General features: G+C 58.6%; 22 protein-coding genes and 3 pseudogenes. 9 read left to right on the top strand and 16 right to left on the bottom strand.

Annotated features, from left to right (window positions below; all coding sequences use genetic code 11):
* Positions 1–11 precede the first annotated feature (11 nt).
* Genes purU through SJY32_RS01930 form a run of 6 tightly spaced genes read right to left on the bottom strand, consistent with a single transcriptional unit; the run spans position 12 to position 6,872 of the window.
* Entirely contained in the window at positions 12–896 is an 885-nt protein-coding gene (purU, locus tag SJY32_RS01955; RefSeq protein WP_376870942.1) for a formyltetrahydrofolate deformylase, read from the bottom strand.
* A gap of 10 nt (positions 897–906) precedes the next feature.
* Positions 907–1,800 carry a bifunctional methylenetetrahydrofolate dehydrogenase/methenyltetrahydrofolate cyclohydrolase FolD gene (folD, locus tag SJY32_RS01950; protein ID WP_376870940.1) on the bottom strand — a complete coding sequence of 298 codons (894 nt, stop codon included), beginning with the start codon at positions 1,798–1,800 and terminating at the stop codon, positions 907–909.
* The gene (locus SJY32_RS01945) at positions 1,797–2,363 is read right to left on the bottom strand and encodes a sarcosine oxidase subunit gamma (protein ID WP_376870937.1); all 567 of its coding nucleotides are present in this window, start codon (positions 2,361–2,363) and stop codon (positions 1,797–1,799) included. The genes folD and SJY32_RS01945 overlap by 4 nt, the downstream gene beginning before the upstream one ends.
* Entirely contained in the window at positions 2,356–5,289 is a 2,934-nt protein-coding gene (locus SJY32_RS01940) for a sarcosine oxidase subunit alpha family protein (protein ID WP_376870934.1), read from the bottom strand. The genes SJY32_RS01945 and SJY32_RS01940 overlap by 8 nt, the downstream gene beginning before the upstream one ends.
* Positions 5,286–5,576, bottom strand: a complete 291-nt coding sequence (locus SJY32_RS01935; protein WP_376870932.1) for a sarcosine oxidase subunit delta — start codon at positions 5,574–5,576, stop codon at positions 5,286–5,288. Before SJY32_RS01935 ends, SJY32_RS01940 begins: the two co-directional genes overlap by 4 nt.
* Positions 5,577–5,621: 45 nt before the next feature.
* Complete coding sequence (locus tag SJY32_RS01930; RefSeq protein WP_376870930.1) at positions 5,622–6,872, bottom strand: sarcosine oxidase subunit beta family protein; 1,251 nt, start codon at positions 6,870–6,872, stop codon at positions 5,622–5,624.
* Between the two features lie 100 nt (positions 6,873–6,972).
* Here SJY32_RS01930 and SJY32_RS01925 point away from each other — a divergent pair, with 100 nt between their 5' ends.
* Entirely contained in the window at positions 6,973–7,917 is a 945-nt protein-coding gene (locus SJY32_RS01925; RefSeq protein WP_376870928.1) for a GlxA family transcriptional regulator, read from the top strand.
* 96 nt (positions 7,918–8,013) lie between these two features.
* Here SJY32_RS01925 and glnT read toward each other — a convergent pair whose 3' ends face one another.
* The 6 genes from glnT to chrA form a co-directional block, all read right to left on the bottom strand.
* A complete protein-coding gene (gene glnT / locus SJY32_RS01920; protein ID WP_376870925.1) occupies positions 8,014–9,315 on the bottom strand; it encodes a type III glutamate--ammonia ligase in 1,302 nt (433 codons plus the stop codon).
* Between the two features lie 65 nt (positions 9,316–9,380).
* The gene (locus SJY32_RS01915) at positions 9,381–10,706 is read right to left on the bottom strand and encodes an FMN-binding glutamate synthase family protein (RefSeq protein ID WP_376870922.1); all 1,326 of its coding nucleotides are present in this window, start codon (positions 10,704–10,706) and stop codon (positions 9,381–9,383) included.
* Positions 10,707–10,716: 10 nt separating this feature from the next.
* Positions 10,717–11,400, bottom strand: a complete 684-nt coding sequence (locus SJY32_RS01910; protein WP_376870920.1) for a protein GlxC — start codon at positions 11,398–11,400, stop codon at positions 10,717–10,719.
* 1 nt (position 11,401) lies between these two features.
* Complete coding sequence (locus tag SJY32_RS01905) at positions 11,402–12,289, bottom strand: glutamine amidotransferase family protein (RefSeq protein WP_376870918.1); 888 nt, start codon at positions 12,287–12,289, stop codon at positions 11,402–11,404.
* Positions 12,290–12,472: 183 nt separating this feature from the next.
* The gene (locus SJY32_RS01900; protein ID WP_376870916.1) at positions 12,473–13,123 is read right to left on the bottom strand and encodes a helix-turn-helix domain-containing protein; all 651 of its coding nucleotides are present in this window, start codon (positions 13,121–13,123) and stop codon (positions 12,473–12,475) included.
* 192 nt (positions 13,124–13,315) lie between these two features.
* The gene (gene chrA, locus SJY32_RS01895) at positions 13,316–14,671 is read right to left on the bottom strand and encodes a chromate efflux transporter (protein WP_376870914.1); all 1,356 of its coding nucleotides are present in this window, start codon (positions 14,669–14,671) and stop codon (positions 13,316–13,318) included.
* Positions 14,672–14,922: 251 nt separating this feature from the next.
* Between chrA and SJY32_RS01890 the strand changes: the two genes are divergently transcribed.
* Both SJY32_RS01890 and SJY32_RS01885 read left to right on the top strand, forming a co-directional pair.
* Complete coding sequence (locus SJY32_RS01890) at positions 14,923–15,489, top strand: carboxymuconolactone decarboxylase family protein (protein ID WP_376870912.1); 567 nt, start codon at positions 14,923–14,925, stop codon at positions 15,487–15,489.
* Between the two features lie 215 nt (positions 15,490–15,704).
* Positions 15,705–16,148: a hypothetical protein gene (locus SJY32_RS01885; RefSeq protein WP_376870910.1), complete on the top strand. Its 444-nt coding sequence runs from the start codon at positions 15,705–15,707 to the stop codon at positions 16,146–16,148.
* 126 nt (positions 16,149–16,274) lie between these two features.
* Here the strand turns inward: SJY32_RS01885 and SJY32_RS01880 are convergent.
* The 4 genes and pseudogenes from SJY32_RS01880 to SJY32_RS01865 all read right to left on the bottom strand — a co-directional run bounded on the left by SJY32_RS01880 (position 16,275) and on the right by SJY32_RS01865 (position 19,252).
* A pseudogene (locus SJY32_RS01880) lies at positions 16,275–17,480 on the bottom strand (NAD(P)/FAD-dependent oxidoreductase).
* Positions 17,481–18,023: 543 nt separating this feature from the next.
* A pseudogene (locus SJY32_RS01875) lies at positions 18,024–18,761 on the bottom strand (IS3 family transposase).
* Positions 18,754–19,058 (bottom strand): annotated as a pseudogene (locus SJY32_RS01870) (transposase); the annotation flags it as partial. The pseudogenes SJY32_RS01875 and SJY32_RS01870, both read right to left, overlap by 8 nt.
* 65 nt (positions 19,059–19,123) lie before the next feature.
* On the bottom strand, positions 19,124–19,252 hold the full coding sequence (locus SJY32_RS01865; protein WP_376870908.1) for a hypothetical protein: 129 nt from the start codon (positions 19,250–19,252) through the stop codon (positions 19,124–19,126).
* Between the two features lie 726 nt (positions 19,253–19,978).
* On the opposite strand from SJY32_RS01865, the gene atpD reads away from it, so the two are divergent.
* The 6 genes from atpD to SJY32_RS01835 are packed head-to-tail and all read left to right on the top strand — an operon-like array spanning position 19,979 to position 23,477.
* Complete coding sequence (gene atpD / locus SJY32_RS01860) at positions 19,979–21,469, top strand: F0F1 ATP synthase subunit beta (protein ID WP_376870905.1); 1,491 nt, start codon at positions 19,979–19,981, stop codon at positions 21,467–21,469.
* Positions 21,466–21,879, top strand: a complete 414-nt coding sequence (locus tag SJY32_RS01855) for a F0F1 ATP synthase subunit epsilon (RefSeq protein ID WP_376870902.1) — start codon at positions 21,466–21,468, stop codon at positions 21,877–21,879. The genes atpD and SJY32_RS01855 overlap by 4 nt, the downstream gene beginning before the upstream one ends.
* Positions 21,876–22,172 (top strand): AtpZ/AtpI family protein, encoded by a 297-nt coding sequence (locus tag SJY32_RS01850; RefSeq protein ID WP_376870900.1) that lies wholly within the window; start codon positions 21,876–21,878, stop codon positions 22,170–22,172. The genes SJY32_RS01855 and SJY32_RS01850 overlap by 4 nt, the downstream gene beginning before the upstream one ends.
* Positions 22,169–22,474: an ATP synthase subunit I gene (locus SJY32_RS01845; protein ID WP_376870897.1), complete on the top strand. Its 306-nt coding sequence runs from the start codon at positions 22,169–22,171 to the stop codon at positions 22,472–22,474. Before SJY32_RS01850 ends, SJY32_RS01845 begins: the two co-directional genes overlap by 4 nt.
* Positions 22,471–23,232 carry a F0F1 ATP synthase subunit A gene (locus SJY32_RS01840; RefSeq protein WP_376870895.1) on the top strand — a complete coding sequence of 254 codons (762 nt, stop codon included), beginning with the start codon at positions 22,471–22,473 and terminating at the stop codon, positions 23,230–23,232. Before SJY32_RS01845 ends, SJY32_RS01840 begins: the two co-directional genes overlap by 4 nt.
* Positions 23,232–23,477, top strand: coding sequence for a F0F1 ATP synthase subunit C (locus SJY32_RS01835; protein ID WP_376870892.1), 246 nt, complete (start codon positions 23,232–23,234; stop codon positions 23,475–23,477). Before SJY32_RS01840 ends, SJY32_RS01835 begins: the two co-directional genes overlap by 1 nt.
* Positions 23,478–23,479 lie beyond the last annotated feature (2 nt).

Raw genomic sequence — 23,479 nt, 5'->3', positions numbered from 1 at the left:
TTTCATCTACCTCACCCCATGCGTTCGGAGGAGTAGCTTCCTGGTGAGGCGGGGACGACGATCGTTTTGTTTCCATTGAGGAAAACGCGGTGGTGGGCGTGGGCGTGGATGGCGCGGGCGAGGACTTGCGCCTCCACATCGCGGCCCAGCGACACGTAATCCTCGGGCGATTGCGCGTGGGTCACGCGGATCGTGTCTTGCTCGATAATCGGCCCCTCATCGAGATCCGCCGTCACGTAATGCGACGTCGCGCCGATCAGCTTCACGCCGCGCTCATACGCCTGTTTATAGGGGTTCGCCCCCTTGAAACTGGGCAGGAACGAGTGGTGAATGTTGATGATCCGCCCCGACATTTTCGCGCACATCTGATCCGACAAAATCTGCATGTACCGCGCCAGAACGATCAGCTCCGCCCCCGCATCCTCGACGACCTTCATGATCATCGCCTCCGCCTCAATCTTGTTTTCCTTCGTCACTTTGATGCAGTGGAACGGGATATCCTGATTCACCACAACCTTTTGATAATCCATGTGATTCGAGATCACAGCCACGATATCAACCGGCAGAGCGCCGATCTTCACGCGGTACAAAAGATCGTTCAAACAATGCCCGAACCGCGACACCATGATCACGACTTTCATCTTTTTGGCCGCGTCATGGAACGCAAAATCCATCCCGAATTGCGCCGCCACAGCCGCGAAATCCTCGCGCAATTCCGCCTCCGATACGCCCTGTTCGGACACCAGCCCGATCCGCATGAAAAACATATCGGTCGCGAGGTCGTCAAACTGCGAGCTGTCAATAATATTGCAACCTTTCGTCGCCAAGAATGACGAGATCGCAGCGACAATGCCGCGTTGGGAAGGACAGGTCACCGTCAGGCAGTATTTGGTCATTTCAACATCCTCATGACGCGCTGGAAAGCGCGGATTCCGAAAGGTTATGCGCATGGCAACATGCGGTGAGCGTGTTTGCGAGCAAGCAAGCGATGGTCATCGGCCCGACCCCGCCCGGCACCGGCGTAATCGCCCCCGCAACTTTGCTGACCGAGGCAAAATCAACATCCCCCACAAGCCGCGTCTTGCCATCGCCCGCAGGCACACGGTTGATGCCAACATCAATCACCGTCGCGCCGGGTTTGATATAGTCGGCGGTGATCAATTCTGGTCGACCGACCGCTGCGATCAAGATATCCGCGCCGCGACAGATCGACGGCAGATCGCGCGTGCGCGAATGGGCAATCGTGACCGTGCAGCTATCGTTGAGCAGTAGCTGCGCAAGCGGCTTGCCAACAATATTGCTCCGCCCGACAACAACGGCATTTAGCCCGGCCAAACTGCCAAGATGATCTCGTAGCAGCATCAAGCACCCCAAGGGCGTGCATGGCACCAATGCCCGTTGCCCCGTGCCCAAAAGGCCCACGTTGGAAATATGAAAACCGTCAACGTCTTTCGCGGGATCGATTGTATTGATGACCAAATCCGCATTGAGATGCGATGGCAGGGGGAGTTGCACAAGAATGCCGTGCACAGACGCATCCGCGTTCAATCGCCCGATCAACGCGAGCAAATCTGCTTCGCTGGTCTGCGCGGGCAATTTGTGCTCGAATGAATTCATCCCGCAGGCCTTGGTTTGCAGGCCTTTATTGCGAACGTAAACTTCCGACGCCGCGTCCTCGCCCACCAGCACCACCGCCAAACCCGGCGTGATCCCTTGTTGCTTCAATGAGGCAACTGATTTGGTGATCTCGGCACTGACGCCTTTTGCGAAAGCCTTTCCATCCAGAAGCTTAGCGGTCATCGTATCTTCCCCTGCGCATGGAACGCGGCGCGGTCGAGCGCATGCCATAGAGTGTCCGCGAGCGACCGCATACCGATCACCGCAAGCGTATTTTCAGCGCGTCGAAGGATGTAGACGGACATATGCTCCAATCCTGTGCGGGTCGCGCATCCGGGGACAAACGCTACCGCATCCAAATTGACGAGTTTGCTCATCACCGCCGTGATCGGCGCGCCGCCCTCGCTCGACGTGATCTCGAAGGCGACAAACCCGTCGGTCTGATCCGTCACGCTACAGTCCGGTGCCTCGCGTTTAAGAGCCTGAGCGATGCCAACATCGCCCTTCCCTGCCTCCGCGACCATCCATTGATCAGGCCCGATCCAGAAGGCCGAAACCGCCAAATCGTCCGTACATTTCCCAACATCGGGCAGCGTCAAGCCGAACGGTGTCGGCAGGACGCTACCACGGCGCAGGCTGAGGGACGCCAGCGCAAGGTCAGTTTGTTCTGTGAGCGTCAACACGCCATGCGTTTGACGGCGGGCGGATTGAGCGCCAAGCGCCGTCATCGGGGATAAATCAGTCACGAACGCGCCCTCCTTCGGGATCAACGAAATGCGGGGACACGACACGCAGCGCCGCGCTTTGTCCCTCCAACGGATTGACGGCCATGACGACTTCGCCGATCCGATCTTGGCCATGCGACAGGTAACCAAGCCCGATCATCGATCCGACATGCGGTGAATAGCAGGCAGAGGTTATCCACCCTTGATCCGTCTCGGTGCGCTGTTCCTCATCGACAGTGAACAAATGCATCCCCGCCGCAACGCGGTCATTGAGATCAACCGGCTGGAACCCGACCAGAACCCGCGGCTCGGCGGCCAGCCCCTCGCGGCGGCTCATAACCGCGCCAATACTGTCTTTCTTGGTGCTGACCATCTTGCCCATGCCCAGCATTTGCGCCGAGGTTTGGCCGTTCAGTTCATTGCCCGCGGCGTGACCCTTTTCGATCCGCAAAACGCCGAGGGTTTCGGTGCCGTAAGGCGTCGCGCCGAGATCCTCACCGCGCTCAACCATCCGCGCCATCAAAGCGGCGCCGAACCGCGCGGGGACGGCGATTTCATAGGCCAACTCACCTGAGAACGAAATCCGGAACAGCCGCGCGCGAAGCCCGCCGCAAACCGTCAACTCTGCGCAGCCCATGAATGGGAAGGCATCATTCGACAGGTCAAACCCGTCCACGACACGCTCCAGCAGGCGGCGCGCATTGGGGCCGGCAACGGAGATCTGCGCCCAAGCATCCGTCGTCGAAATCAATTGCACATCAAGCTCTGGCCACAGGCATTGTCGCGCAAATTCCATATGTCGATAGACTGGCCCAGCCTGCATCGTCGTTGTGGTGACGACGTAATGATCGTCCGACAGCCGCGCGCAGGTTCCATCATCGAAGGCTTGTCCATCCTCGCGCAGCATCAAGCCGTAGCGGACCATCCCGACCTTCAAACTGCCCATCGCATTGGCATAAATCCGGTTTAGAAACTTGCCCGCATCCGCGCCCTGAACGTCAACCTTCCCGAGGGTTGTGACATCGCACAGACCCACGCCCGCACGGGTCGCGAGAACTTCGCGATCCACCGTCTCGCGCCAGTGGGTTTCGCCCTTGCGCGGGAAATATTGCGCGCGCATCCACGGGCCAACCTCGACAAAGACAGCGCCTTGTTCAGCCGCCCACGAATGGGTTGGTGTCAAACGACGAGGGCGGAAATGCGCCCCCGTGTCGCCGCCGCCTAGCACCGACAGCGAGACACCCGTGTAGGGTGGCCGGAAAATAGTCGTTCCGGTTTGCGGAATGGATTGGCCCGATATTTCGGCCATCACTGCCAGCGCGGTGACATTCGCGGTCTTGCCCTGATCTGTCGCCATACCAAGCGTGGTCCAGCGCTTAAGATGCTCGACCGGTCGCATATTTTCCTGATGCGCGAGCTTGATATCCTTCACAGTCACATCGTTTTGAAAATCAACCCAAGCGCGGCCTTTTCCTCCGACATGCCAGAAGGCGGATTGGCTTTGCGGCGCATCTTCGGCGCGTGGCAGATCCGGCAGTGCCGCACGTGCTCCAAGCCCGCCGAGCACATCCATCGCCGCATGAGCGCCTGACGAGAGGGCTTTGAAGGTCGATCCTTGTCCGTTTGCGGCCCCAGCAACGATCATACCCGGAACCGCATTCGCGGCTGGCAAGAACGCCTGCAAATCGTCATTCCAAACGGGACGTCCACGATGATGGCTCGCAAGATGCACATTCGGGTTCCAGCCGCCTGCCACGCCAAGGGCACCGGCCTCGACCCAAGTCGTCTGCCCGTCGCGCGTGACCGCGATCTGCGTCAAACCGAGACGGCCCTTCGTATCGCTCACGACAGATCCGGAGAAAAGCGGGTAGTCGCCTTGCGCTTTCGCACCCTCGCGAGTGTCGATGACCGCCGCAATTGTCACCCCCTTCGCCGCCAGATCCAGCGCCGTGCGATGCCCGTCATCGCCATTGGTAAAGATCGCCACCGTTTGCGCCGCACTCACTGCATAACGATTGGCATAGGCGCGCATTGCCCCCGCCAACATCACGCCGGGGCGGTCGTTATTGGCGAAAGGAATATGCCGCTCGGTTGCCCCCGAGGCGAGAACGGTGCGCTTCGCTGTAATCCGCCACAAGGTCTGGCGCAGCCCATTGACAGGCTTAGCGAGGTGATCTCCGACCCGCTCCACCGCGCCGTAGACACCGTGATCGAATGCCCCGAAAACTGTTGTGCGCCGCATGATCCGCACGTTCGGCAGGCTCGCCAGTTCGGCCTCGACTTGCGCGATCCAATCGGTGGCAGGCGCGTCATTGAGCGCGTGGCTTTCCGCCAAAAGCCGCCCGCCCAAACGCCAATCCTCATCGGCCAGAATGACCTGAACACCCGAGCGCGCCGCCGTCAGTGCCGCCGCCAAACCGGCAGCGCCGCCCCCTGCGATCAAGATATCACAATGCAAGAATCCCTTGTCGTAGTCATCCGGATCAGCCAGCTTTGACAACGAGCCCAGCCCCGCCGCGCGGCGGATCATCGGCTCATAGAGTTTTTCCCAAAACGCCTTTGGCCACATGAAGGTCTTGTAATAAAATCCCGCCGCGAAGAAGGGCGACATCAGATCATTCACCGCCAGAAGATCGAAGTTCAGTGACCCGACGCGATTCTGGCTTTTCGCGGTCAACCCGTCAAACAGCTCTGTCATCGTTGCGCGCGTGTTGGGTTCTTGGCGGGCACCACTGCGCAGCTCGACCATCGCATTTGGTTCTTCCGAGCCCGCCGCAACCACACCGCGCGGACGGTGATACTTGAACGACCGCCCCATCAAACGCACATCATTCGCCAGAAGCGCCGATGCAAGCGTATCGCCCGCATGACCGGTAAAGGAGCGCCCGTCGAAGGTAAAATTCAGCGTGGTATTGCGGTCGATCAGACCCCCTGTCAGCCGTGTCATTGTACACCTCCACGGTTCGCCAGCGCGACATCACGCGCCAGTTCCGCGCCCAGAATTTCATGCGTCACCGTGTTGCGCGTCACAATCAGCCAGCTCCGATCGCCCTGCTCATGGAACCATAGCTCGCGGTGAACCCCCGCCGGATTGTCGCGCAGATAGACATAGTCGTAAAACCGATCGGGGGCGTCTTCCGCCATGCCGTCGGGACGGTTGAGCAAATTTGCATCGCCGAGATAGGTAAATTCTTGCGCGTCGCGCAGGCCGAGAAGCGGATGAGGAATAAGCATGATCTAGCCTTGAATAGAGCGAGAAAATTCAACGAGCAGCGCGCGTCAGTGAAGGTTTGGCTGCGCGCCAACCCCTTTTTCGTCGATGACATAACCGCGGTTGAAACGATCCAACCTGTAAGCTTTCGCCGTGTCGTGCGGGGTGTCGGTCGCGAGCAGATGCGCGAAGGCGTAACCCGATGCTGGCGTCGCCTTGAACCCGCCATAGCACCAACCCGCATTCAGATAGAGGCCCTCAACTGGCGTGCGGTCGATGATCGGGCTCCCATCCATCGACATATCCATAATTCCGCCCCAAGCGCGCAACAAGCGCGCGCGCCCGATAGCGGGCATCAACGCCATTCCGCCTTCCGCGACATCCTCGATCACCGCGAGATTGCCGCGCTGTGCGTAGGAGTTGTATCCGTCGATATCGCCGCCGAACACCAAACCGCCCTTATCCGACTGGCTGACATAAAAATGCCCCGCGCCGAAGGTAATAACCCCGTCGATAACCGGCTTGAGCCCCTCAGACACGAACGCCTGCAGGACGTGGCTCTCGATCGGTAGGCGCATCCCCGCCATCGCCATCACCTTGCCCGAAGACCCTGCAACCGCGACGCCAACTTTCTTCGCGCCAATATATCCGCGCGAGGTCTCAACACCCTGCACACGACCTTGCTCGATCCGGAAACCAGTCACTTCACAGTTCTGGATGATGTCGACGCCCAGCAAATCTGCGCCCCGAGCATAGCCCCAAACAACGCCGTCGTGGCGCGCCGTGCCCGCCCGCCGTTGCAGCAAACCGCCCTTAATCGGGAAGCGCGCATTATCGAAATTGAGCCACGGATACATCGCGCGAACGCCGGCCGTATCCAGCAGTTCAGCATCCGCGCCCGCCAACAACATAGCATTGCCGCGGCGCCGATAGGCGTCGCGCTGGCCGTCGGAATGGATAAGGTTCAAAATACCGCGCTGGCTCACCATTGCGTTAAAGTTGAATTCTTGTTCCATCGACTCCCAGAGTTTCATGGAAAACTCATAAAAGGGCTCATTGCCCGGCAGCAGATAGTTTGAGCGGATGATCGTGGTATTCCGCCCGATATTGCCGGATCCCAACCAGCCTTTTTCAAGCACTGCGATACGCTTGCCCTTGAACACCTTCGCAAGGTGGTAGGCCGTCGCCAAGCCATGTCCGCCTCCGCCAACAATGATATAATCATACGCTGCCTGCGGCTCAGGGTTCCGCCAAAGCGGTTTCCAGCCATGATGCCCCGTAAGGGCCTCTTTGATAACGCGAAAGCCGGAAAACCGCATCCTGTGACTCCTTGTTCTACTTCTTTGTTTTAATCACGCAGCTCATGACATATCTTTCAAAAAAGAGACATTATCTTTCAATAAAGGGTCACTTGGTCAGATGCGCAAAATTGGGTTCTTCCTGATCGATGGTTTCGCAATGATGAGTACCTCTGCCGCGATGGAGCCTCTTCGCGCGGCGAACCTGTTTTCGAAAACACCGCTCTATGAGATTGTCCCTTTATCTCTCCACGGTGGTCCGGTGCGATCGTCGCTGCCCGCATTCATCGAGACGACGGCGATTGGGGATCACGCGCTTGATTTCGATATTGTCTTCGTGGTCGCGGGGGGGGATCCCCTGCGCGTGCGCGACCAAACGCTCTTTACCTGGCTGCGCCAATTGGATCGAAACGCCGTCGCGTTGGGCGGTATTTCAGGCGGCAGTGCGGTGTTGGCGCGCGCAGGCCTCATGGAAGCCCGCAGGTTCACCGTGCATTGGCATCACCTCGACGATTTACGGGCACAATCAGACCGGTTCTCACTGGAGCGACGCCTCTATGTCATCGATCGGGATCGTTTTACCTGCGCAGGGGGCACCGCGCCTCTCGACATGATGCACGCAATGATCTCCGCAGAACACGGCGTCAATTTTGCTCAGCGTATCAGCGATTGGTTCATTCAAACGGAAATTCGCGTGGCCGACGCCCCGCAACAAGCCAGCGTCGAAGCAAGGTATGGCCCGCTGTCGCGTTCTGTCGCAGAAGCGCTTGAATTGATGGAGAGCCATATCGCGGACCCGCTTGACCTCGATCAGATCAGCACATTGGTGGGGATCTCATCGCGCCAGTTGCAAAGACAATTCAGCCAGTCAATCGGCCGGTCTGTGATGCAGACCTACCTTTCGATCCGGTTGAAGACTGCGAAAGGCTTGCTTGAGGCGTCCCGCCTCAGCATTGGCGAAATAGCATTCATGACGGGATTTTCGTCGGCCGCAGGATTCTCAAACTCCTACCGCAAAACATATGGCGGACAGCCGCGATCCGTTCGCGCGATGGCCATGCAGTGACAATCGCGCCCCGTGATTTCAACGTGCTAGGCCGCCCGCCTGTGACACGCAGCAGCGCCATGGCGCTTGCGCATACAAAACGGACGGCCGAAATTTTTAGATATCGAGCGTGTTGTCGCGCTCCCATTGCGACAGGAACGATGTGTAGGAATTCCATTCCTGCTTTTTCATCTTGATGAACGCGTTTGAGAATTCCGTGCCCATTGCTTCCTTTAGCACCTCATCCGCGTCATAGGCCCGGATCGCATCAAGAAGGTTCAACGGCAGCTTCGGCGCATCGGTGACAGTATGCCCGTCTTTATACATATCGATATCATGACGCTTGCCCGGATCGGCTTTGGATTTCATGCCCGACAGCCCCGCGGCAATGATAACCGCTTGCAACAAATACGGATTCACCGCGCCATCAGGCAGGCGCAATTCAAACCGGCCCGGCCCTGGAACACGAACCATATGCGTGCGGTTATTGCCGGTCCAAGTGACGCTATTGGGCGCCCAAGTCGCGCCGGAAATCGTGCGCGGCGCGTTGATACGCTTGTAGCTGTTCACGGTCGGATTGGTGATCATCGCCAAGGCGGATGCGTGTTTCATAATCCCGCCCAAGAAGGTGCGGCCGCTGTCCGACAGACCCAACTCTTTGGTCGTATCTGCGAAGGCGTTATTGCCGTCTTGATCCCAAACCGAGATATGCGCGTGGCAGCCGTTTCCGGTCAGACCCATGATCGGCTTGGGCATGAAAGTCGCCCGCAGACCGTGCTTCTCGGCGACCGATTTGACCATGAATTTGAAGAAGCTATGCTTGTCGGCGGTGGCCATAGCCTCATCATATTTCCAGTTCATCTCGAACTGGCCATTCGCGTCCTCATGGTCGTTTTGATAGGCTTCCCAGCCAAGCTCCAGCATGTAATCACAGATTTCTGCGATCACATCATAACGGCGCATAACGGCCTGTTGATCATAACAAGGCTTCGATGCGGTATCCATCGGATCAGAGATTTCCATCCCCTCCGGCGTGAGCAAAAAGAACTCCGCCTCGATCCCGGTTTTCACCGTGAGGCCCATATCAGCGGCCTCTTTAATCAGCCGCCCCAGCACATTTCGCGGCGCTTGGGCCACGCCCTCGCCCTCCATCACGCAATTGGCAGGCACCCACGCGACCTCGGGCTTCCACGGCAGTTGGATAACGCGAGAGGCGTCCGGCACAGCAAGCATATCAGGATGCGCAGGGGTCAGATCAAGATAGGTCGCGAACCCTGCAAAGCCGGCGCCGTTTTCTTGCATTTCAGCAATCGCCTGCGCCGGAACCAGCTTGGCGCGCTGGCCGCCGAACAGATCCGTGTAGGAGATCATGAAGTATTTAACGCCCTTTTCGCGGGCATATTCCGCCAGATCGGTCATTTATCCAAGTTCCCTGTTGTGGAAATGTGGCGCGGTCTGTGCCGCGCCATCGTATTGTGAGAGGGTCAGAACCCGCCTTGCCCGGGGATCCAGTTCGTGCCTGCCAAAGGCACGCCCGCCATCGCCGCCGCCTCGATCGTCAGGGCGCAAAGATCTTCCGGCTCAAGGTTATGGACATGGCTTTTGCCACAAGCGCGCGCGATCGTCTGACATTCGAGCGTCAGCACCGCGAGGTAGTTTCGCAGCTTGCGCGCAGCTTCTACCGGATCGAGGCGTTTCATCAATTCCGGGTCTTGAGTGGTGATTCCGGCTGGGTCTTTACCCTCGTGCCAGTCGTCATACGCGTCCGCCGTGGTGCCAAGCGCCGCATATTCCGCGCCCCATTTGGGGTCATTTTCGCCCAAGGCGATCAAGGCCGCCGTGCCGATAGCCACCGCATCCGCACCGAGCGCCAAAGCTTTCGCCACATCTGCGCCCGACCGGATGCCGCCCGAGACGATCAATTGAACAGTGCGGTGCATCCCGAGGTCTTGCAAAGCTTTGACGGCGGGGCGAATGCACGCAAGTGTCGGCTGGCCGACATGCTCGATGAACACATCTTGCGTGGCCGCAGTCCCGCCTTGCATCCCGTCGAGAACGACAACATCCGCCCCCGCTTTCACCGCCAAGGCGGTATCGTAATAGGGGCGCGCGCCACCGATTTTGACATAGATCGGCTTTTCCCAATTGGTGATTTCACGGATTTCAAGAATTTTGATTTCCAGATCATCAGGGCCTGTCCAATCAGGGTGACGACACGCAGACCGCTGATCAATCCCAACCGGCAAATTGCGCATACCTGCAACGCGCTCGGTAATTTTCTGACCTAAAAGCATCCCGCCGCCGCCCGGCTTCGCCCCTTGGCCCACCACGATTTCAATCGCATCCGCACGGCGCAAATCATCGGGGTTCATCCCGTAGCGGCTCGGAAGATACTGATAAACCAGCTTTTCCGAATGGCCGCGCTCTTCGTCCGTCATCCCGCCATCGCCAGTCGTGGTAGAGGTGCCCGCCATCGTCGCCCCGCGTCCCAACGCTTCTTTCGCGGGACCGGACAGCGCACCAAACGACATACCCGCAATCGTGACAGGCGTTTTCAGAACGATCGGCTTGCTCGCAAAGCGCGCGCCCAACGTGACGGTCGTGTCGCATTTCTCGCGGTAGCCCTCCAACGGGTAGCGCGAGATTGAAGCGCCGAGGAACAGCAGATCATCGAAATGCGGTACCTTACGTTTTGCGCCACCGCCACGAATGTCGTAGATGCCGGTATCCGCCGCACGGCGAATTTCCGCACTGATTTCCGGGGTGAACGTTGCACTGTCACGCGGCAGGGTTTGTGGGGTTTTGGACATGTCTGTCTCCTCAGTACGCGCTGGCGTGATCGACGTGGAAATGATAGAGGTTGCGGGCAGAACCGTAGCGCTTGAATTCCTCCGGCTTTGCATCTGCTCCCGATTTCGCGAGAAGATCCTTCAGGATCTCAAGATGCTCCGGCCGCATCTCTTTCTCGACGCAATCAGATCCGAGCGATTTCACGGATCCGCGCACGAACATCCGCACTTCGTAGCAGCTGTCGCCGAGGGCGTCGCCGGCATCGCCCAAGACCACCAGATTTCCCGATTGTCCCATAAAGGCTGACATATGCCCGATGTTTCCGTGAACGACGATGTCGATCCCTTTCATCGAAATGCCGCAACGCGATGCCGCATTCCCCTTGATGACCAACAGACCGCCCTGACCGGTGGCGCCCGCATATTGGCTCGCGTCGCCCTCAATGATGACCGTGCCCGACATCATGTTTTCCGCGACACCCGGACCCGCAGAGCCGGTCACATGCACCGTCGCTTGCTTGTTCATACCCGCGCAGTAATAGCCCGTTGAGCCCTTCACCGTGACTTCAATCGGCGCATCGAGGCCCACAGCAATCGCATGAGCTCCTTTCGGGTTTTCAATCGTCCACGCGGTTTGGTTCGTAGTTTTGGCCTGTGCTTGCAGAGCCGAATTCAACTCACGCAGCGGAGTTTGGCCGAGGTCAATTACCTGCATCTCAACGCTCCCAGAAATAAACAGTTGCGGGTTCCGGCTCCCACACACGTGCGGTTTCGATCCCCGGAAGATTTGCCAAGGCGCGGTATTCGCTGCCGAAGGCCACGTAATCATCGGTTTCGGCCATCACGGCGGGCTTGCACGCGATCGGGTCACGCACCACGCCAAAGCCGTTTTTCGTGCCAACAACGAAGGTGAAGAACCCATCCAGATCCGACAGTGTGCCCTCCAAAGCCTCGCCCAGATTGGCGCCTTCCGCCAAGCGTGACGAGATATAGCAAGCGGCGACTTCGGTATCGTTTTGGGTTTTCGGCGCGAAGCCTTTTTGCGTCAAAATGCGGCGCATCGCGTTATGGTTGGACAACGAGCCATTGTGTACGAGACATTGATCCGCGCCGGTCGAAAACGGGTGCGCCCCAAGCGTCGTGACGGCGCTTTCGGTTGCCATACGGGTATGGCCGATCCCATGGCTGCCCGACATAGCGGACAGGTTGAAACGCGCCGCCACATCTTTTGGCAAGCCGATCTCTTTGAAGATCTCCATCGAGTCGCCTGCACCCATGATGCGGATGTTCTTTGCTTCGATGAACTGACGCGCGGCGACTTCCACATCCTTGGGAAGGCGCAAAACCGCATGGGTGTCGACGATTTTCATCGTGACGGGCGCGCCGAGCGCATCTGTCATCTCGACATCCAGACCCGCAAAGGTGGTCTCCGGCGTGTCTGATTGCAACGTCATTTTAAAACCGTCACCCTCATCGCCGTAGATCGCAATGCCCGCGCTATCGGGGCCACGATCGGTCATGGTGATCAGCATTTCGGTCAGCAGCTCTCCCAACTGGGGCCGCAGGTCTTCCTTCTTCAGGAACAGGCCAACAATTCCGCACATAGTCAACTCCGTGTAGCTTCGGCGTCACTGCCGCTTAGAATTAACTAAGGGGAAGATTAGTTTCTTTTCAAGATAATTTCTTTCAGAGGAATAAATTTTACTTTTGATAAATTTTATGCCGCATAAATGGGCGCATTATGCGGGCTAAACAGAGGGCGTGCCGAGAGAACGGGCAGAGTCATCTCAAGTCGCCTGCGGGTAAGTGATGATCGACAAGTACCGCGCGGGGAGTTCGATCAAATTTTCTGGCCCATGCGGCGCATCCGAGTCGAACAGAAGGCTGTCCCCCGGCTCCAACCGATAGATCTGGTCGCCATGACGGTAATCGACGACACCCTCGAGCATATACAGCATCTCGATCCCCTCATGTTGGAACGTCGGAAACCGATCGCTCTGCGTGCTTAGCGTGATGAGATATGGCTCGACCACAACACCGGAATTGTTCGATCCAATATGGCCCAGCAAATTATACTGGTGCCCCGCCCGTGTGCCGCCGCGATCCACCTCGGCGCCCTCGCCCGCCTTCACATGCATCGCGCCGCGCGTTTCCTCATAGCCGGAAAACAACTGAATCAAGGGAACGCGGAGCGCATTTGCAAGGATTTGCAACGTGTTTAGCGACGGAGAAATAATCCCGTTTTCAATTTTCGACAGCATCCCAACCGACAAGCCCGCCTGCGTGGCGAGATCAGATCCCGTCATCCGCTGCCGTTTGCGCAATTCACGCACCTGCCGCCCGATCGCCACTTCGAGGTTCTTCTCGCGCCCGTCCCGCACCTCATGCGGATTTTGGGTGAGCTTTGCCTTCGTCTCGGGTCGTGCTTCGGTGTTCATCAGATGTGTCCAATCCTTCGGGTTAACTATTTTGCCAATCTTGGCGAGTTTCGCAAGCTGTCAGCACGCGGCGAACCCACTCTCTCAATGCTGCAATGAAAATATAGTAGGGCAAGTCACCAAGGTTGCGAGTAAATGCGACGCGCTGTCAAACCCAGTGAATGAGGGTTTTGGTATCTAGCCACGACAACGCTACCCGTAGCGCAGCAAAAGCCCGATGCCCGCCGCACCCGCTAAGACGGCCGGTATTCCGAGTTTAAACCGGAAAACGGCGATTAAGGCGCAAATCGATAGCGCGGCCGCCTCAACGTCAATTGATGCAAGAACCGGGAGTTCCAACGAGACTGGCCCTGCGTCCACGACCCTCACCTGCCGCCAAATGACATGAATCGAGAACCAAATCGCAAGGTTTAAAACCACCCCCACAACCGCCGCCGTCACCGCCGAAAGCGCGGCGCCCAGCCTTTTATTCCTACGCAAATCTTCCATGAAGGGTGCGCCGAAAAAGATCCACGCAAAGCACGGCGCAAACGTGACCCATGTCGCGAGCAAACCGCCCACCGCCCCCGCCAGTAAGGGCATGGGCCAGCCCGCTTCTCGCAACGCTCCCATGTAACCCACAAATTGCAACACCATGATCAACGGTCCGGGCGTTGTTTCCGCCATGCCGAGCCCGTCAAGCATTTCCCCCGGCGCCAGCCAACCATATGTTCCGACGGCCCCCTGCGCGACCCACGCCAATACCGCGTAGGCGCCGCCAAACGTCAGGACGGCAAGCTTGGAAAAGAATGTCGCGATATCGGTGAATACGCTCTGCGGCGCGAAAATCACGAGCGCGACGACGGGGGCCAGCCAGAATAAAACCGCCCAGCCACCTGCTCTGAAGGCCGTCGCCCGCGTGCGGTGATCGCCCATCTGCTCCGATTGACCCAGCAGACTATCCGCATCCGCAAGATGCGTCGTGCCCGGCGCGCCATGTCCTCCGCCGGCTGTAAAGGCGGCGAGCCCCGCGCTAGCACCCGCCCAGCCAATCAAGGCCGCGCAGGCGACAATGGCAGGAAATGGCATGTTCAGCCCGAAGATCGCGATGAAGGACGCGACCGCGATCGCGAGCATCGCTCGGTTTTTCAAGGCCCGTCGTCCAAGGCGTATGACGGCCTGCAACACGATGGCCAAGACCGCCGCCTTCAGGCCAAAGAACGCCGCGGCAACAAACCCGACATCGCCCCAAACGGCGTAGATCCAGCTCAGCCCCATGATCGCGATGACCCCGGGGAGGATAAACAAAATCCCCGCAACCAGCGCGCCGCGCACGCCGTGCATCAGCCATCCGATATAGGTGGCAAGTTGCTGCGCCTCGGGGCCGGGGAGCAGCATGCAAAAGTTTAAAGCGTGGAGAAAACGATCATCACCGAGCCACCGCTTTTCCTCGACCAAGATCCGGTGCATCACCGAAATCTGGCCCGCCGGCCCGCCAAAGGACAAGGCCGCGATGCGCGCCCAAGTTCGCGCCGCCTCAATAAGTGTGGGGAACTTTTGATCGGCCATTTCTGAGGGCAGTCCTTCGATCAGCCTCGTTCACACGTTAAATACGCGAACCTGCGCGATCCGACAATCCCGCGCAATCTGCGCCCGCGTTGACGACTGTCGCAAAGAATTCCTGCGCCATTATAGCCTTTGGTTACGTCCATTCAGGGGATGATCACAAAATAGTTGAGCGATTACTCAATTAAACGCTTGAGTGATCGCTCAACATTGCCTACCTAGTCGTCAACGCAAATCAAACAAGGATGACCGCCATGACATTCCCTTCCCACGATCTCGACTCCGCACCGGAAGCATCCAAGCCGCTTCTCGAGCAATCGCAAAAGGCATTTGGCCGTCTGCCGGGCCTTCACAAAGTTCTCGCGGAAAGCCCGCAGACCTACGAGGGGTATCAGGTTCTCCACAAGCTCTTCACGGAAACCGCCTTTGACGCGGACGAACTGACCGTTGTCTGGCAGTCGATCAACGTCGAAAACGAGTGCCACTACTGCGTTCCGGCCCATACGGGCATCGCAAAGATGATGAAGGTTTCCGACGATCTTTCAGAAGCTCTGCGCACGGAAGCTCCGCTGCCAACGGCCAAGCTCGAGGCTCTGCGCACGTTCACTGTTCAAATGCTGCGCGGCCGAGGCAACGTGACGCAAGAACAGATGCAAGCCTTCTTCGATGCGGGTTACGGTCATCGCGCAGTGCTCGATGTCATCCTCGGGCTCGCACAAAAGACGATTTCGAACTACGTCAACCACGTCGCACAGACGCCCGTCGACGAGGTGTTCAAGCCACTCGCTTGGAAGCGCGGCGACGCTCCCTTGAAAGTGTAACGATCCTATAGCGCGCTGCGGGTCTAGCCCGCAGCGCGCTATTTTTTCCGGCAAAAGATGCGCCGACCGGCACAATAACGCCGCCCTTCCCCCCATTTCGCCCCTCGGACAGAGACGCAACCCCTACGTCTTGCGCTCACCCATGCCCAATTGCGAGGCAAACGCCTTCGCGCATGCGGTGCATCACCTCTCCCGCCAAACCGGAAAGCCCCCAGATGTCGAAAACCTTTAGCGCGGAATCCCTGATCCTAGCAGGGATCGTGGGCGAAATTGCATTTGAACTCTACGCTTGGCTTCTGTCCCCGCTCCTGTTCGGCGTCGCCCTAGCACCGGCAAATCTCGTCGTCGCGCTCGTGAAATTGGGAACCGATATGACCATTCCATACTGGGCCGGATTCGGGTTGCATATCCTTATCGGTGCAATCGCGTTTCCGACGGTTGTCTGGCTCGTCGCGGCACTCACCCGAACGGGCCTCATCATCTCCGGCGCATTTTCTGGCTTAGGGCTTTGGTTCGTGGCGCAAGGGCTACTCGCTCCGGTGATCGGCCGGAGCTTCATGATGGACTTCGGCGCCTACACGCAATCTTCCTTCATCGGTCATGTTGGAATGGCGATGATCATCGGCTACTTTCTTAAGTCTGTCGAATCTCGCATCTGAATTGGCGCTCACCCCACTTGCGGTCACGCGGCGTTTTACAGAGGCTCGCTTCACTTCGTTCCGCCAGCCAAACGCTCTAGACGTTGCCTGACCCAACAAAAACCAGCCGGTCTTGCAACGCGCGATCTATAACAAAGACTCAAGCACCGTTTGTCCTGAGGCAATCACGGATGCTGCGGGTGATTTGCCGGCCTCGATCAGACGCTTACCGATCATAAAATCGCGCGGGGCATTCATGGCGTCGATCGCGAGCAATTCGTCGTCTTTGTAATACCAATGCGAGGCAGAGCCTTCGCGATCTCCGGTGCGCGTGACAACCTGATCAAACCCCGTATTCAGCCCAGCAATTTGCAATTTAACATCATACTGATCCGACCAAAACCAAGGCTTCGCGATATAGGGCCTATCTGCCCCAAGGATGTTGGCCGCAATGGCTTCGGCCTGTTCAATGGCATTGGGCACACTTTCGAGACGCATTTGAACACCATTCCACGGGAAGGAGGCGCAATCGCCTGCGGCCCAAATATGCGGAACGGACGTGCGCCCATGCGTGTCGGATTTCATGCCATTGTCGATCACCAAACCAGCCTCTTCCGCGAGGGCGGTGCTTGGGCGCACCCCAATGCCAGCAATGACAAAATCCACATCGAGACTTTGGCCGTTGCTCAATTTCACCTGAGCGACGCGCTCAGTGCCGATGAGGGTTGAGAGGCCAATGCCTTCAAGAGTTTTAACACCGTGCTGCGTATGCAAGTTTCGAAAGTAATCTGCGGTTTGCGGTGCCGCGACGCGCTGCAAGATACGGCGCGCCATCTCTACCACTGTGACGTCCAAACCAAGCTTAGAGGCAACCGCCGCAGCCTCCAAGCCAATGTAGCCGCCACCAACGATCAACACACGTTGCCCTGTTCTGAACTCTGGCGCCATCGCATCGATATTGGCCAACGTTCGCACATAGAATACACGTTTAAGGGCTCCGCCTATGGCGTCGGGCAACCGGATTGGACGAGAGCCCGTCGCAAGCACCAGCTCGGCATACGCTATCGTTTCATCCGCAAGCGCGATGGTGCGCGCAGCTGCATCAATGCCCATCACAGGTGCATCGAGACGGACGTTGATACCCGCCTCTTCATAAGCGCTGGCGGGCCTCAGAAATAGGCGTTCACGGGTCATCTCGCCCAAGAGATACGCCTTAGACAAGGGCGGGCGTTGATACGGCTAATCGGGCTCGTCACCGAGGACCGTAAGCGGACCTTCATGACCCAATCCTCGTAATTTGAAAGCCAACGCACTGGCCGCTTGACCCGCGCCGACCACAATCACATGCTTCATCTTCTGTCCCTTTTTCGTAGTGATGCGGATTTGAGGTCAAACGCGGCCAATCACTTGCACAATCGGGATTGAAACCAGACGCAGTTTCAACCGGCGACATCGCCGATGCTGTGCGCCTGCGCCACGGATCGGGAACTGATTATCCCAACCGAAATTCGTGTCGAACAGGCCCCTCATAAGGTCGGTATCGGCCTACGCTTGAAGCTTTTAAAGATGGCCTACGCACCTCACTCAGACATCTTGAAACTGGCGAAAATGCGCAAGCTTGTGCGGGCATGTCCACCCAGAGCATTTCAGTATGCGCCCCTACCGATAAACCTCGTATAAGGCGCCCACAGAGTATCCATCACGAAAGCATCCTACCCTCTCACACCAACGCTTCCCGCGCGACCTAGTTCGCCTCTCGCACGGCAGACAAGAATTTTTGCGTGCGCTCGCGCTGCGGATTTTCGAAAAGTTCGGCCGGGGCAGCTTGCTCTTCAATTGCGCCATTATAGAAGAATTGGTAATCCTCCCATTTTTAACGGGGTGAGTTCGTAGAATTTACGCGGCCATTTTCAGTTTCTGGGCGGGTGTGATGCCGCCGATGCCCATATTCGGGCGGTCGTTATTGTAAGTCCATAGTCATTGCGTGGCGTGATCTTGTGCCTCCTCGATGCTTTCGATGATGTATTGGTCGAGCCATTCATGCCGAACCGTTCGGTTGTAGCGCTCGATGTAGGCGTTCTGTTGCGGCTGGCCTGGTTGGATGTGCCGGATGGTAACTCCATGTTTCTCCGCCCATTTCATCAGCTTTTCACTGATGTATTCGGGGCCATTGTCCACCCGAATGGTGCCTGGCTTGCCACGCCATTCGATGATCCGGTCAAGGCTCCGGATCACGCGCTCGGCAGGCAAGGAAAAGTCCACCTCGATGCCCAGCCCTTCGCGGTTGAAGTCGTCCAGCACGTTCAGCAACCGAAAGGCACGGCCATCACCCAGCCGGTCAGCCATGAAGTCCATCGACCAGGTCATGTTCGGGGCTTCAGGCACCGCCAGCGCTTCAGGTTTGTCCCGCTTTAACCGCTTGCGGGGCTTGATCCGCAGGTTCAACTCCAGCTCGCAGTAGATCCGATAAACCCGTTTGTGGTTCCATGGATGCCCCTTCACATTGCGCAAATGCAGAAAACACAGCCCAAACCCCCAAGTCTTACGGGCGTCCGTCAGACCGGTCAGTAGATCGGCGATCTCTTCGTTCTCGGCACGCAACTGCGATGCTTGCCCCACGTCGCGCCACTGCATGCTCGGCCATCTCGCGGCGTTGAGATGGCCCAGTCACTTTTTTCCCAGGGCTTCCTTCAGCAAATCCGCCTGCATGCTCAGGTCCGCATACATCCGCTTCAACCGCCGGTTCTCATCTTCCATGGCCTTCATCTGGCTGACCATGGACGCATCCATGCCGCCATACTTTGCCCGCCACTTATAGAACGACGCGTTGCTCATCCCATGCTCGCGGCAAAGCTCAGCCACCGGCACACCGCCCTCAGCTTGGCGCAGGATCGCAAGAATCTGGGGTTCGCTATATCTGGTCATCTTCATCTGAATCTCCTCATGCATCTTGCCGAGAAAATTCTACTTCCGCAGCCCCTTACTTTCGGGGGGGATTACCCAGCGAGCTGATGATGGTCAACGTAGCCATCGCCGAAGCGTATCAAGAGAGCCTGTTGTCCCAGCGGCCAGATCTGAGGGTCTGGGAAGGTCGTGGAAGGCAGGCTGATCTTGGTGTCTGACATGATCTCCTCCTTTCCGCTTATGTCGACAGTTATAAATGTCTCGGCCTGTCTACTCTATGGGGTTATTTATAATATTTGGTGTTTGTATTTTGGTTGTGCACAGCGGGGCTGATCTGGGGCGCGGGTCAGCCGATGCCGAAGGCGCTGAAGATTGTCGGTCGGTTCAGGAAGCGTGACATGGTAGGACTGCGCGGGTCAGGCAAATGGGGAGAGGGAGGCGAGGTCATATGGCCCTCAATGTCCCTGCTTGCTTGATCGTGTATCGGAGTGGCGTGGTCGATCCAACAGACCTGACAAAACGCGACATCCTGTTGGAGTGTAGCAACAACCGTCACGCGAGTTCGTATTCTCGGTGTATTTGTGAGTGGCGCTAGGGTCGGGTGACGCTGGGTTCTGTCGGTTTGCGAGGTTGGCTTGCGGCTTTTCTGCGGGGTCAAACGCCAAAAACCCGCCGTGGCGGGTTGTGAGTGGTCTGATATTGATTGGTGTTTGTTGGTTGCGGGAGCATGCAACCGCCGAAACCTACCTCGGCTTAGTGCGCGAGTGTAGCGACGTAATGCCACCGCATGAACGCCGCGCGGGCATGACTTGCAACGGAGCAAAGGCGAGCTCGCACTGACTAGGGTTAGCCCGCGCGGCGCGGCGAGGCGTTAGGCTCTCTCCAAATCGCTTGAGACCACGCAACCTTCTCAATGTGCCTTTCCCTGTCTGAAACCGGAGCCGCGCATGCCCTCTCATCACCAGATCTTTCAAGGTCGCCCAAAGGATGATGCACGTGGTCAGATCGAATCCGTGCGCGGCGCGGTTGTGGATGTGGTCTTCCCCGATGCCTCGCTCCCGCCGATAAATGCCGAACTGATCGTCGAGTGGGATCGCCCGACGCAGCTGATCCTCGAAGTGCATAGCCATCTCGATCTGCAAACCTTGCGGGCGGTTGCGTTCCAATCCACAGCGGGGCTGGCACGGGGCGTGGCGGTTCGCGCCACGGGCCGCGAGGTGACAGTTCCGGTGGGTGAGGCCATCTTGGGACGGCTTTTGGATGTCACCGGCGCGCCAAAAGACAACGGCCCCGCATTGCCGCACGATACTCCGCGCCGCTCGATCCACGCCCTGCCGCCACCGCTCACCGCGCAATCCGGCACGACGGATGTATTTGAAACGGGGATCAAGGTGATCGACCTTCTCACCCCGATGGCGCAGGGCGGTAAGGCCGCAATGTTCGGCGGCGCGGGCGTGGGCAAGACGGTTCTCGTGATGGAACTGATCCGCGCCATGGTCGAGAAATACGAGGGCATTTCGGTCTTCGCAGGGATCGGAGAGCGCTCCCGCGAGGGGCATGAACTGCTGACCGAGATGCAGGATTCGGGCGTGTTGGCGCGCACGGTCTTGATCTACGGCCAGATGAATGAGCCCCCCGGCGCGCGCTGGCGTGCACCGCTAACCGCGCTGACGATTTCAGAATATTTCCGCGATCAGAAGCATAAAAACGTGCTTTTGCTGATGGATAATGTGTTTCGCTTTGTGCAGGCGGGGGCGGAGGTTTCCAGCTTGCTTGGCCGCCTGCCCTCGCGCGTGGGCTATCAGCCAACACTGGCGAGCGAGGTAGCGGGGCTGCAAGAGCGCATCGCCTCTGTCGCAGGCTCCGCCGTCACCGCGATCCAAGCGGTCTATGTCCCCGCCGATGATTTCACCGATCCCGCCGTGACCACGATCTCGAGCCATATGGATTGCGTGATCGTGCTGTCGCGCGCGCAGGCGGCGGAGGGGTTTTATCCGGCGATTGATCCGCTGGCCTCCTCCTCGATGCTGCTCGATCCGTTGGTCGTCGGCCAAGCGCATTACGACACCGCCGAGGCCGTGCGCCAAGCGCTCGCGCGGTTCCGCGCATTGACCGATATTATCTCGCTCTTGGGGGTCGAGGAACTGGGCGCCGCGGACCGGCTGATCGTAAAACGGGCGCGGCGATTGCAGCGCTTCCTCACGCAACCCTTCATGGTGACCGAAGCCTTTACCGGCACGGCGGGGGCAAGCGTGCCACTGGTCGAGACGCTCTCAGGCTGCCGCGCGATCTTGGACGGGGCAGCGGATGATTGGGATGAAAGCGCGCTTTATATGGTGGGCACGCTGGACGAGGCGCGCCAAAAACAGGCACAACAAACTGCCGCGCCCGTGTCTGATGCGCAAAAACCTGACAAACCTGCGCAGGCGGCAAGATGAAGCTCCAAATCATCACCCCGCTCTCGATCCTCATTGATGAAGAGATTGACAGCCTGATCGCGCAGGACGCCAGCGGCAGCTTCGGGATCCTGCCACATCACGCGGCGTTTCTGACTGCGCTCACCATCGGCATCGTAAGCTGGAAACGCAATGGCGAGGAGCAGTTCTGCGCGTTGCGCGGCGGCGTTCTCACCATTTCGAGCGGCGTATCCGACACGCTCTCCATCGCCACGCGCGAGGCGATACGGGGCACCGATCTCGCAACGCTCGACCGCGATGTGCTGGCGCGGTTCCGCGATGAGGCGGAGGCCGAACGGGTGGAGCATAGCGACGCAGTGCAACTCCAGCTCAACGCGATCCGCCAGATGGTCAGCCGTCTTCAGCCTAAACAAGGGGGCGAATTTAGATGAAATTCCCGGCCACACCGCCCGAGACCCATGAGGATCCGCTGATCCAAGAGGCCCGCCTGCGCCGTGCGCGCCGCGATCAATGGCTGCGCGAGGGCGATATGTCGATCGGGCGCAGGCTGGCGCAGATCGGAGTGCTGGGCTGGATATTCCTGACGCCGACACTCGGCGGCCTGTTCCTTGGCCGCTGGCTGGATGCCCGCCTCGGCACTGGGATTTTCTGGAGTGCGCCGCTGATGGCGCTGGGGGTTTGCTTCGGCGGCTGGACCGCATGGAAATGGATGAACGCCAAATGAGTTATGCAAACCTCTTACCCTTGAGCGCCCCGCTCGTTGTTTCCCTTGCGTTACTCTGCGGGATCGGGATTGGCGTGGCCTATTTCTATGCGTTGCGCGTCACCGCCGATGTGATCGTCGCGGGCGGCTCTCCGCTGCGCGCGCTGGGGCTGACATTTGGGCGCCTCGCGCTGATGGCAACGGGGCTCTATGTGGCTGCGCTGAATGGCGCACTGCCGCTGCTCGCGGCGCTATCGGGCGTGCTCATTGCTAAGGCAATCAGCCTGCGCCAAGGGGCGGCCCCCCGAGGTGGCACCGCATGAATTCCCCGCTCGCCTCCACAGTCATCTTCCAACTCGGCCCCGTCCCGATCACCCAAGCGATCCTCACGACGTGGGGCATCATGACGGTGCTGGTAATCTGCGCGTGGATGCTGACCCGCCACTTGGACCATGCCCCGAGCAAACGCCAATCGTTGCTGGAACTGATTTTCACCACGCTCGACACCCAGATCCGCGAGACCGCGGGCACCGCTCCCGCCCCTTACCGCGCCTTTATCGGCACTCTGTTTTTGTTTATCCTTACCGCGAATTGGATCTCCCTGATCCCCGGATTGGACCCGCCCACCGCGCAGCTTGAAACCGATGCGGCGCTGGCGGTGATCGTGTTTCTCTCAGTGATGTGGTTTGGCCTGCGTGCCTCTGGTCTGCGCGGCTATTTACGCTCCTTCGCCGCGCCCAATCTGGTGATGATCCCGCTCAATATACTTGAAAGCGTGACACGGGTGTTCTCCATGTTTGTGCGGCTTTTCGGCAATGTGATGAGCGGCGTTTTCGTGATCGGGATCGTCGCCTCGCTCGCGGGCCTGCTCGTGCCGATCCCGCTGATGGCGCTGGATCTGCTCACCGGGCTTGTGCAGGCGTATATCTTCGCGGTTCTGGCGATGGTGTTCATTTCGACCACTGTCGAGGATGGCGCCCCCGCAGACGCCCCCACGGAGGCCCCCGCAACCGCCCCCGTTGAAGCCCAAGTTGAGGTCGCAGACCCTTCCCCCCCTCCCGCTACCCAAAAGGACATCTGATGGACTATCTTTCGCTCGCCAGTATCATCTGCGCGGCCTTTGCCGTCTCGTTCGGCGCGCTCGGCCCTGCCCTCGCTGAAGGCCGCGCCGTTGCCGCCGCGATGGATGCCATCGCCCGCCAACCCGAAGCGGCCAACACGATCTCACGCACATTGTTTGTGGGGCTCGCGATGATCGAAACTACGGCAATCTATTGCCTCGTGATCGCGCTCCTGCTGCTCTTTGCCAACCCGCTATTGGCCTGATC

It is taken from the genome of Albirhodobacter sp. R86504 (genome assembly GCF_042466415.1).
Taxonomy (GTDB): Bacteria; Pseudomonadota; Alphaproteobacteria; order Rhodobacterales; family Rhodobacteraceae; genus Albirhodobacter.
This window is presented reverse-complemented; position numbering and strand designations above follow the sequence as displayed.

Bases quoted from the DNA above. Each gene is read 5' to 3' on its own strand.
- chrA (WP_376870914.1), bottom strand. From the start codon at position 14,671: ATGGCCGATCAAAAGTTCCCCACACTTATTGAGGCGGCGCGAACTTGG.
- SJY32_RS01855 (WP_376870902.1), top strand. From the start codon at position 21,466: ATGAAGCTCCAAATCATCACCCCGCTCTCGATCCTCATTGATGAAGAG.
- SJY32_RS01835 (WP_376870892.1), top strand. From the start codon at position 23,232: ATGGACTATCTTTCGCTCGCCAGTATCATCTGCGCGGCCTTTGCCGTC.
- SJY32_RS01845 (WP_376870897.1), top strand. From the start codon at position 22,169: ATGAGTTATGCAAACCTCTTACCCTTGAGCGCCCCGCTCGTTGTTTCC.
- SJY32_RS01910 (WP_376870920.1), bottom strand. From the start codon at position 11,400: ATGCAGGTAATTGACCTCGGCCAAACTCCGCTGCGTGAGTTGAATTCG.
- SJY32_RS01905 (WP_376870918.1), bottom strand. From the start codon at position 12,289: ATGTGCGGAATTGTTGGCCTGTTCCTGAAGAAGGAAGACCTGCGGCCC.
- SJY32_RS01900 (WP_376870916.1), bottom strand. From the start codon at position 13,123: ATGAACACCGAAGCACGACCCGAGACGAAGGCAAAGCTCACCCAAAAT.
- SJY32_RS01935 (WP_376870932.1), bottom strand. From the start codon at position 5,576: ATGCTTATTCCTCATCCGCTTCTCGGCCTGCGCGACGCGCAAGAATTT.
- SJY32_RS01885 (WP_376870910.1), top strand. From the start codon at position 15,705: ATGTCGAAAACCTTTAGCGCGGAATCCCTGATCCTAGCAGGGATCGTG.
- purU (WP_376870942.1), bottom strand. From the start codon at position 896: ATGACCAAATACTGCCTGACGGTGACCTGTCCTTCCCAACGCGGCATT.
- folD (WP_376870940.1), bottom strand. From the start codon at position 1,800: ATGACCGCTAAGCTTCTGGATGGAAAGGCTTTCGCAAAAGGCGTCAGT.
- SJY32_RS01865 (WP_376870908.1), bottom strand. From the start codon at position 19,252: ATGTCAGACACCAAGATCAGCCTGCCTTCCACGACCTTCCCAGACCCT.
- SJY32_RS01940 (WP_376870934.1), bottom strand. From the start codon at position 5,289: ATGACACGGCTGACAGGGGGTCTGATCGACCGCAATACCACGCTGAAT.
- glnT (WP_376870925.1), bottom strand. From the start codon at position 9,315: ATGACCGATCTGGCGGAATATGCCCGCGAAAAGGGCGTTAAATACTTC.
- SJY32_RS01840 (WP_376870895.1), top strand. From the start codon at position 22,471: ATGAATTCCCCGCTCGCCTCCACAGTCATCTTCCAACTCGGCCCCGTC.
- SJY32_RS01930 (WP_376870930.1), bottom strand. From the start codon at position 6,872: ATGCGGTTTTCCGGCTTTCGCGTTATCAAAGAGGCCCTTACGGGGCAT.
- SJY32_RS01915 (WP_376870922.1), bottom strand. From the start codon at position 10,706: ATGTCCAAAACCCCACAAACCCTGCCGCGTGACAGTGCAACGTTCACC.
- SJY32_RS01925 (WP_376870928.1), top strand. From the start codon at position 6,973: ATGCGCAAAATTGGGTTCTTCCTGATCGATGGTTTCGCAATGATGAGT.
- SJY32_RS01850 (WP_376870900.1), top strand. From the start codon at position 21,876: ATGAAATTCCCGGCCACACCGCCCGAGACCCATGAGGATCCGCTGATC.
- SJY32_RS01890 (WP_376870912.1), top strand. From the start codon at position 14,923: ATGACATTCCCTTCCCACGATCTCGACTCCGCACCGGAAGCATCCAAG.
- atpD (WP_376870905.1), top strand. From the start codon at position 19,979: ATGCCCTCTCATCACCAGATCTTTCAAGGTCGCCCAAAGGATGATGCA.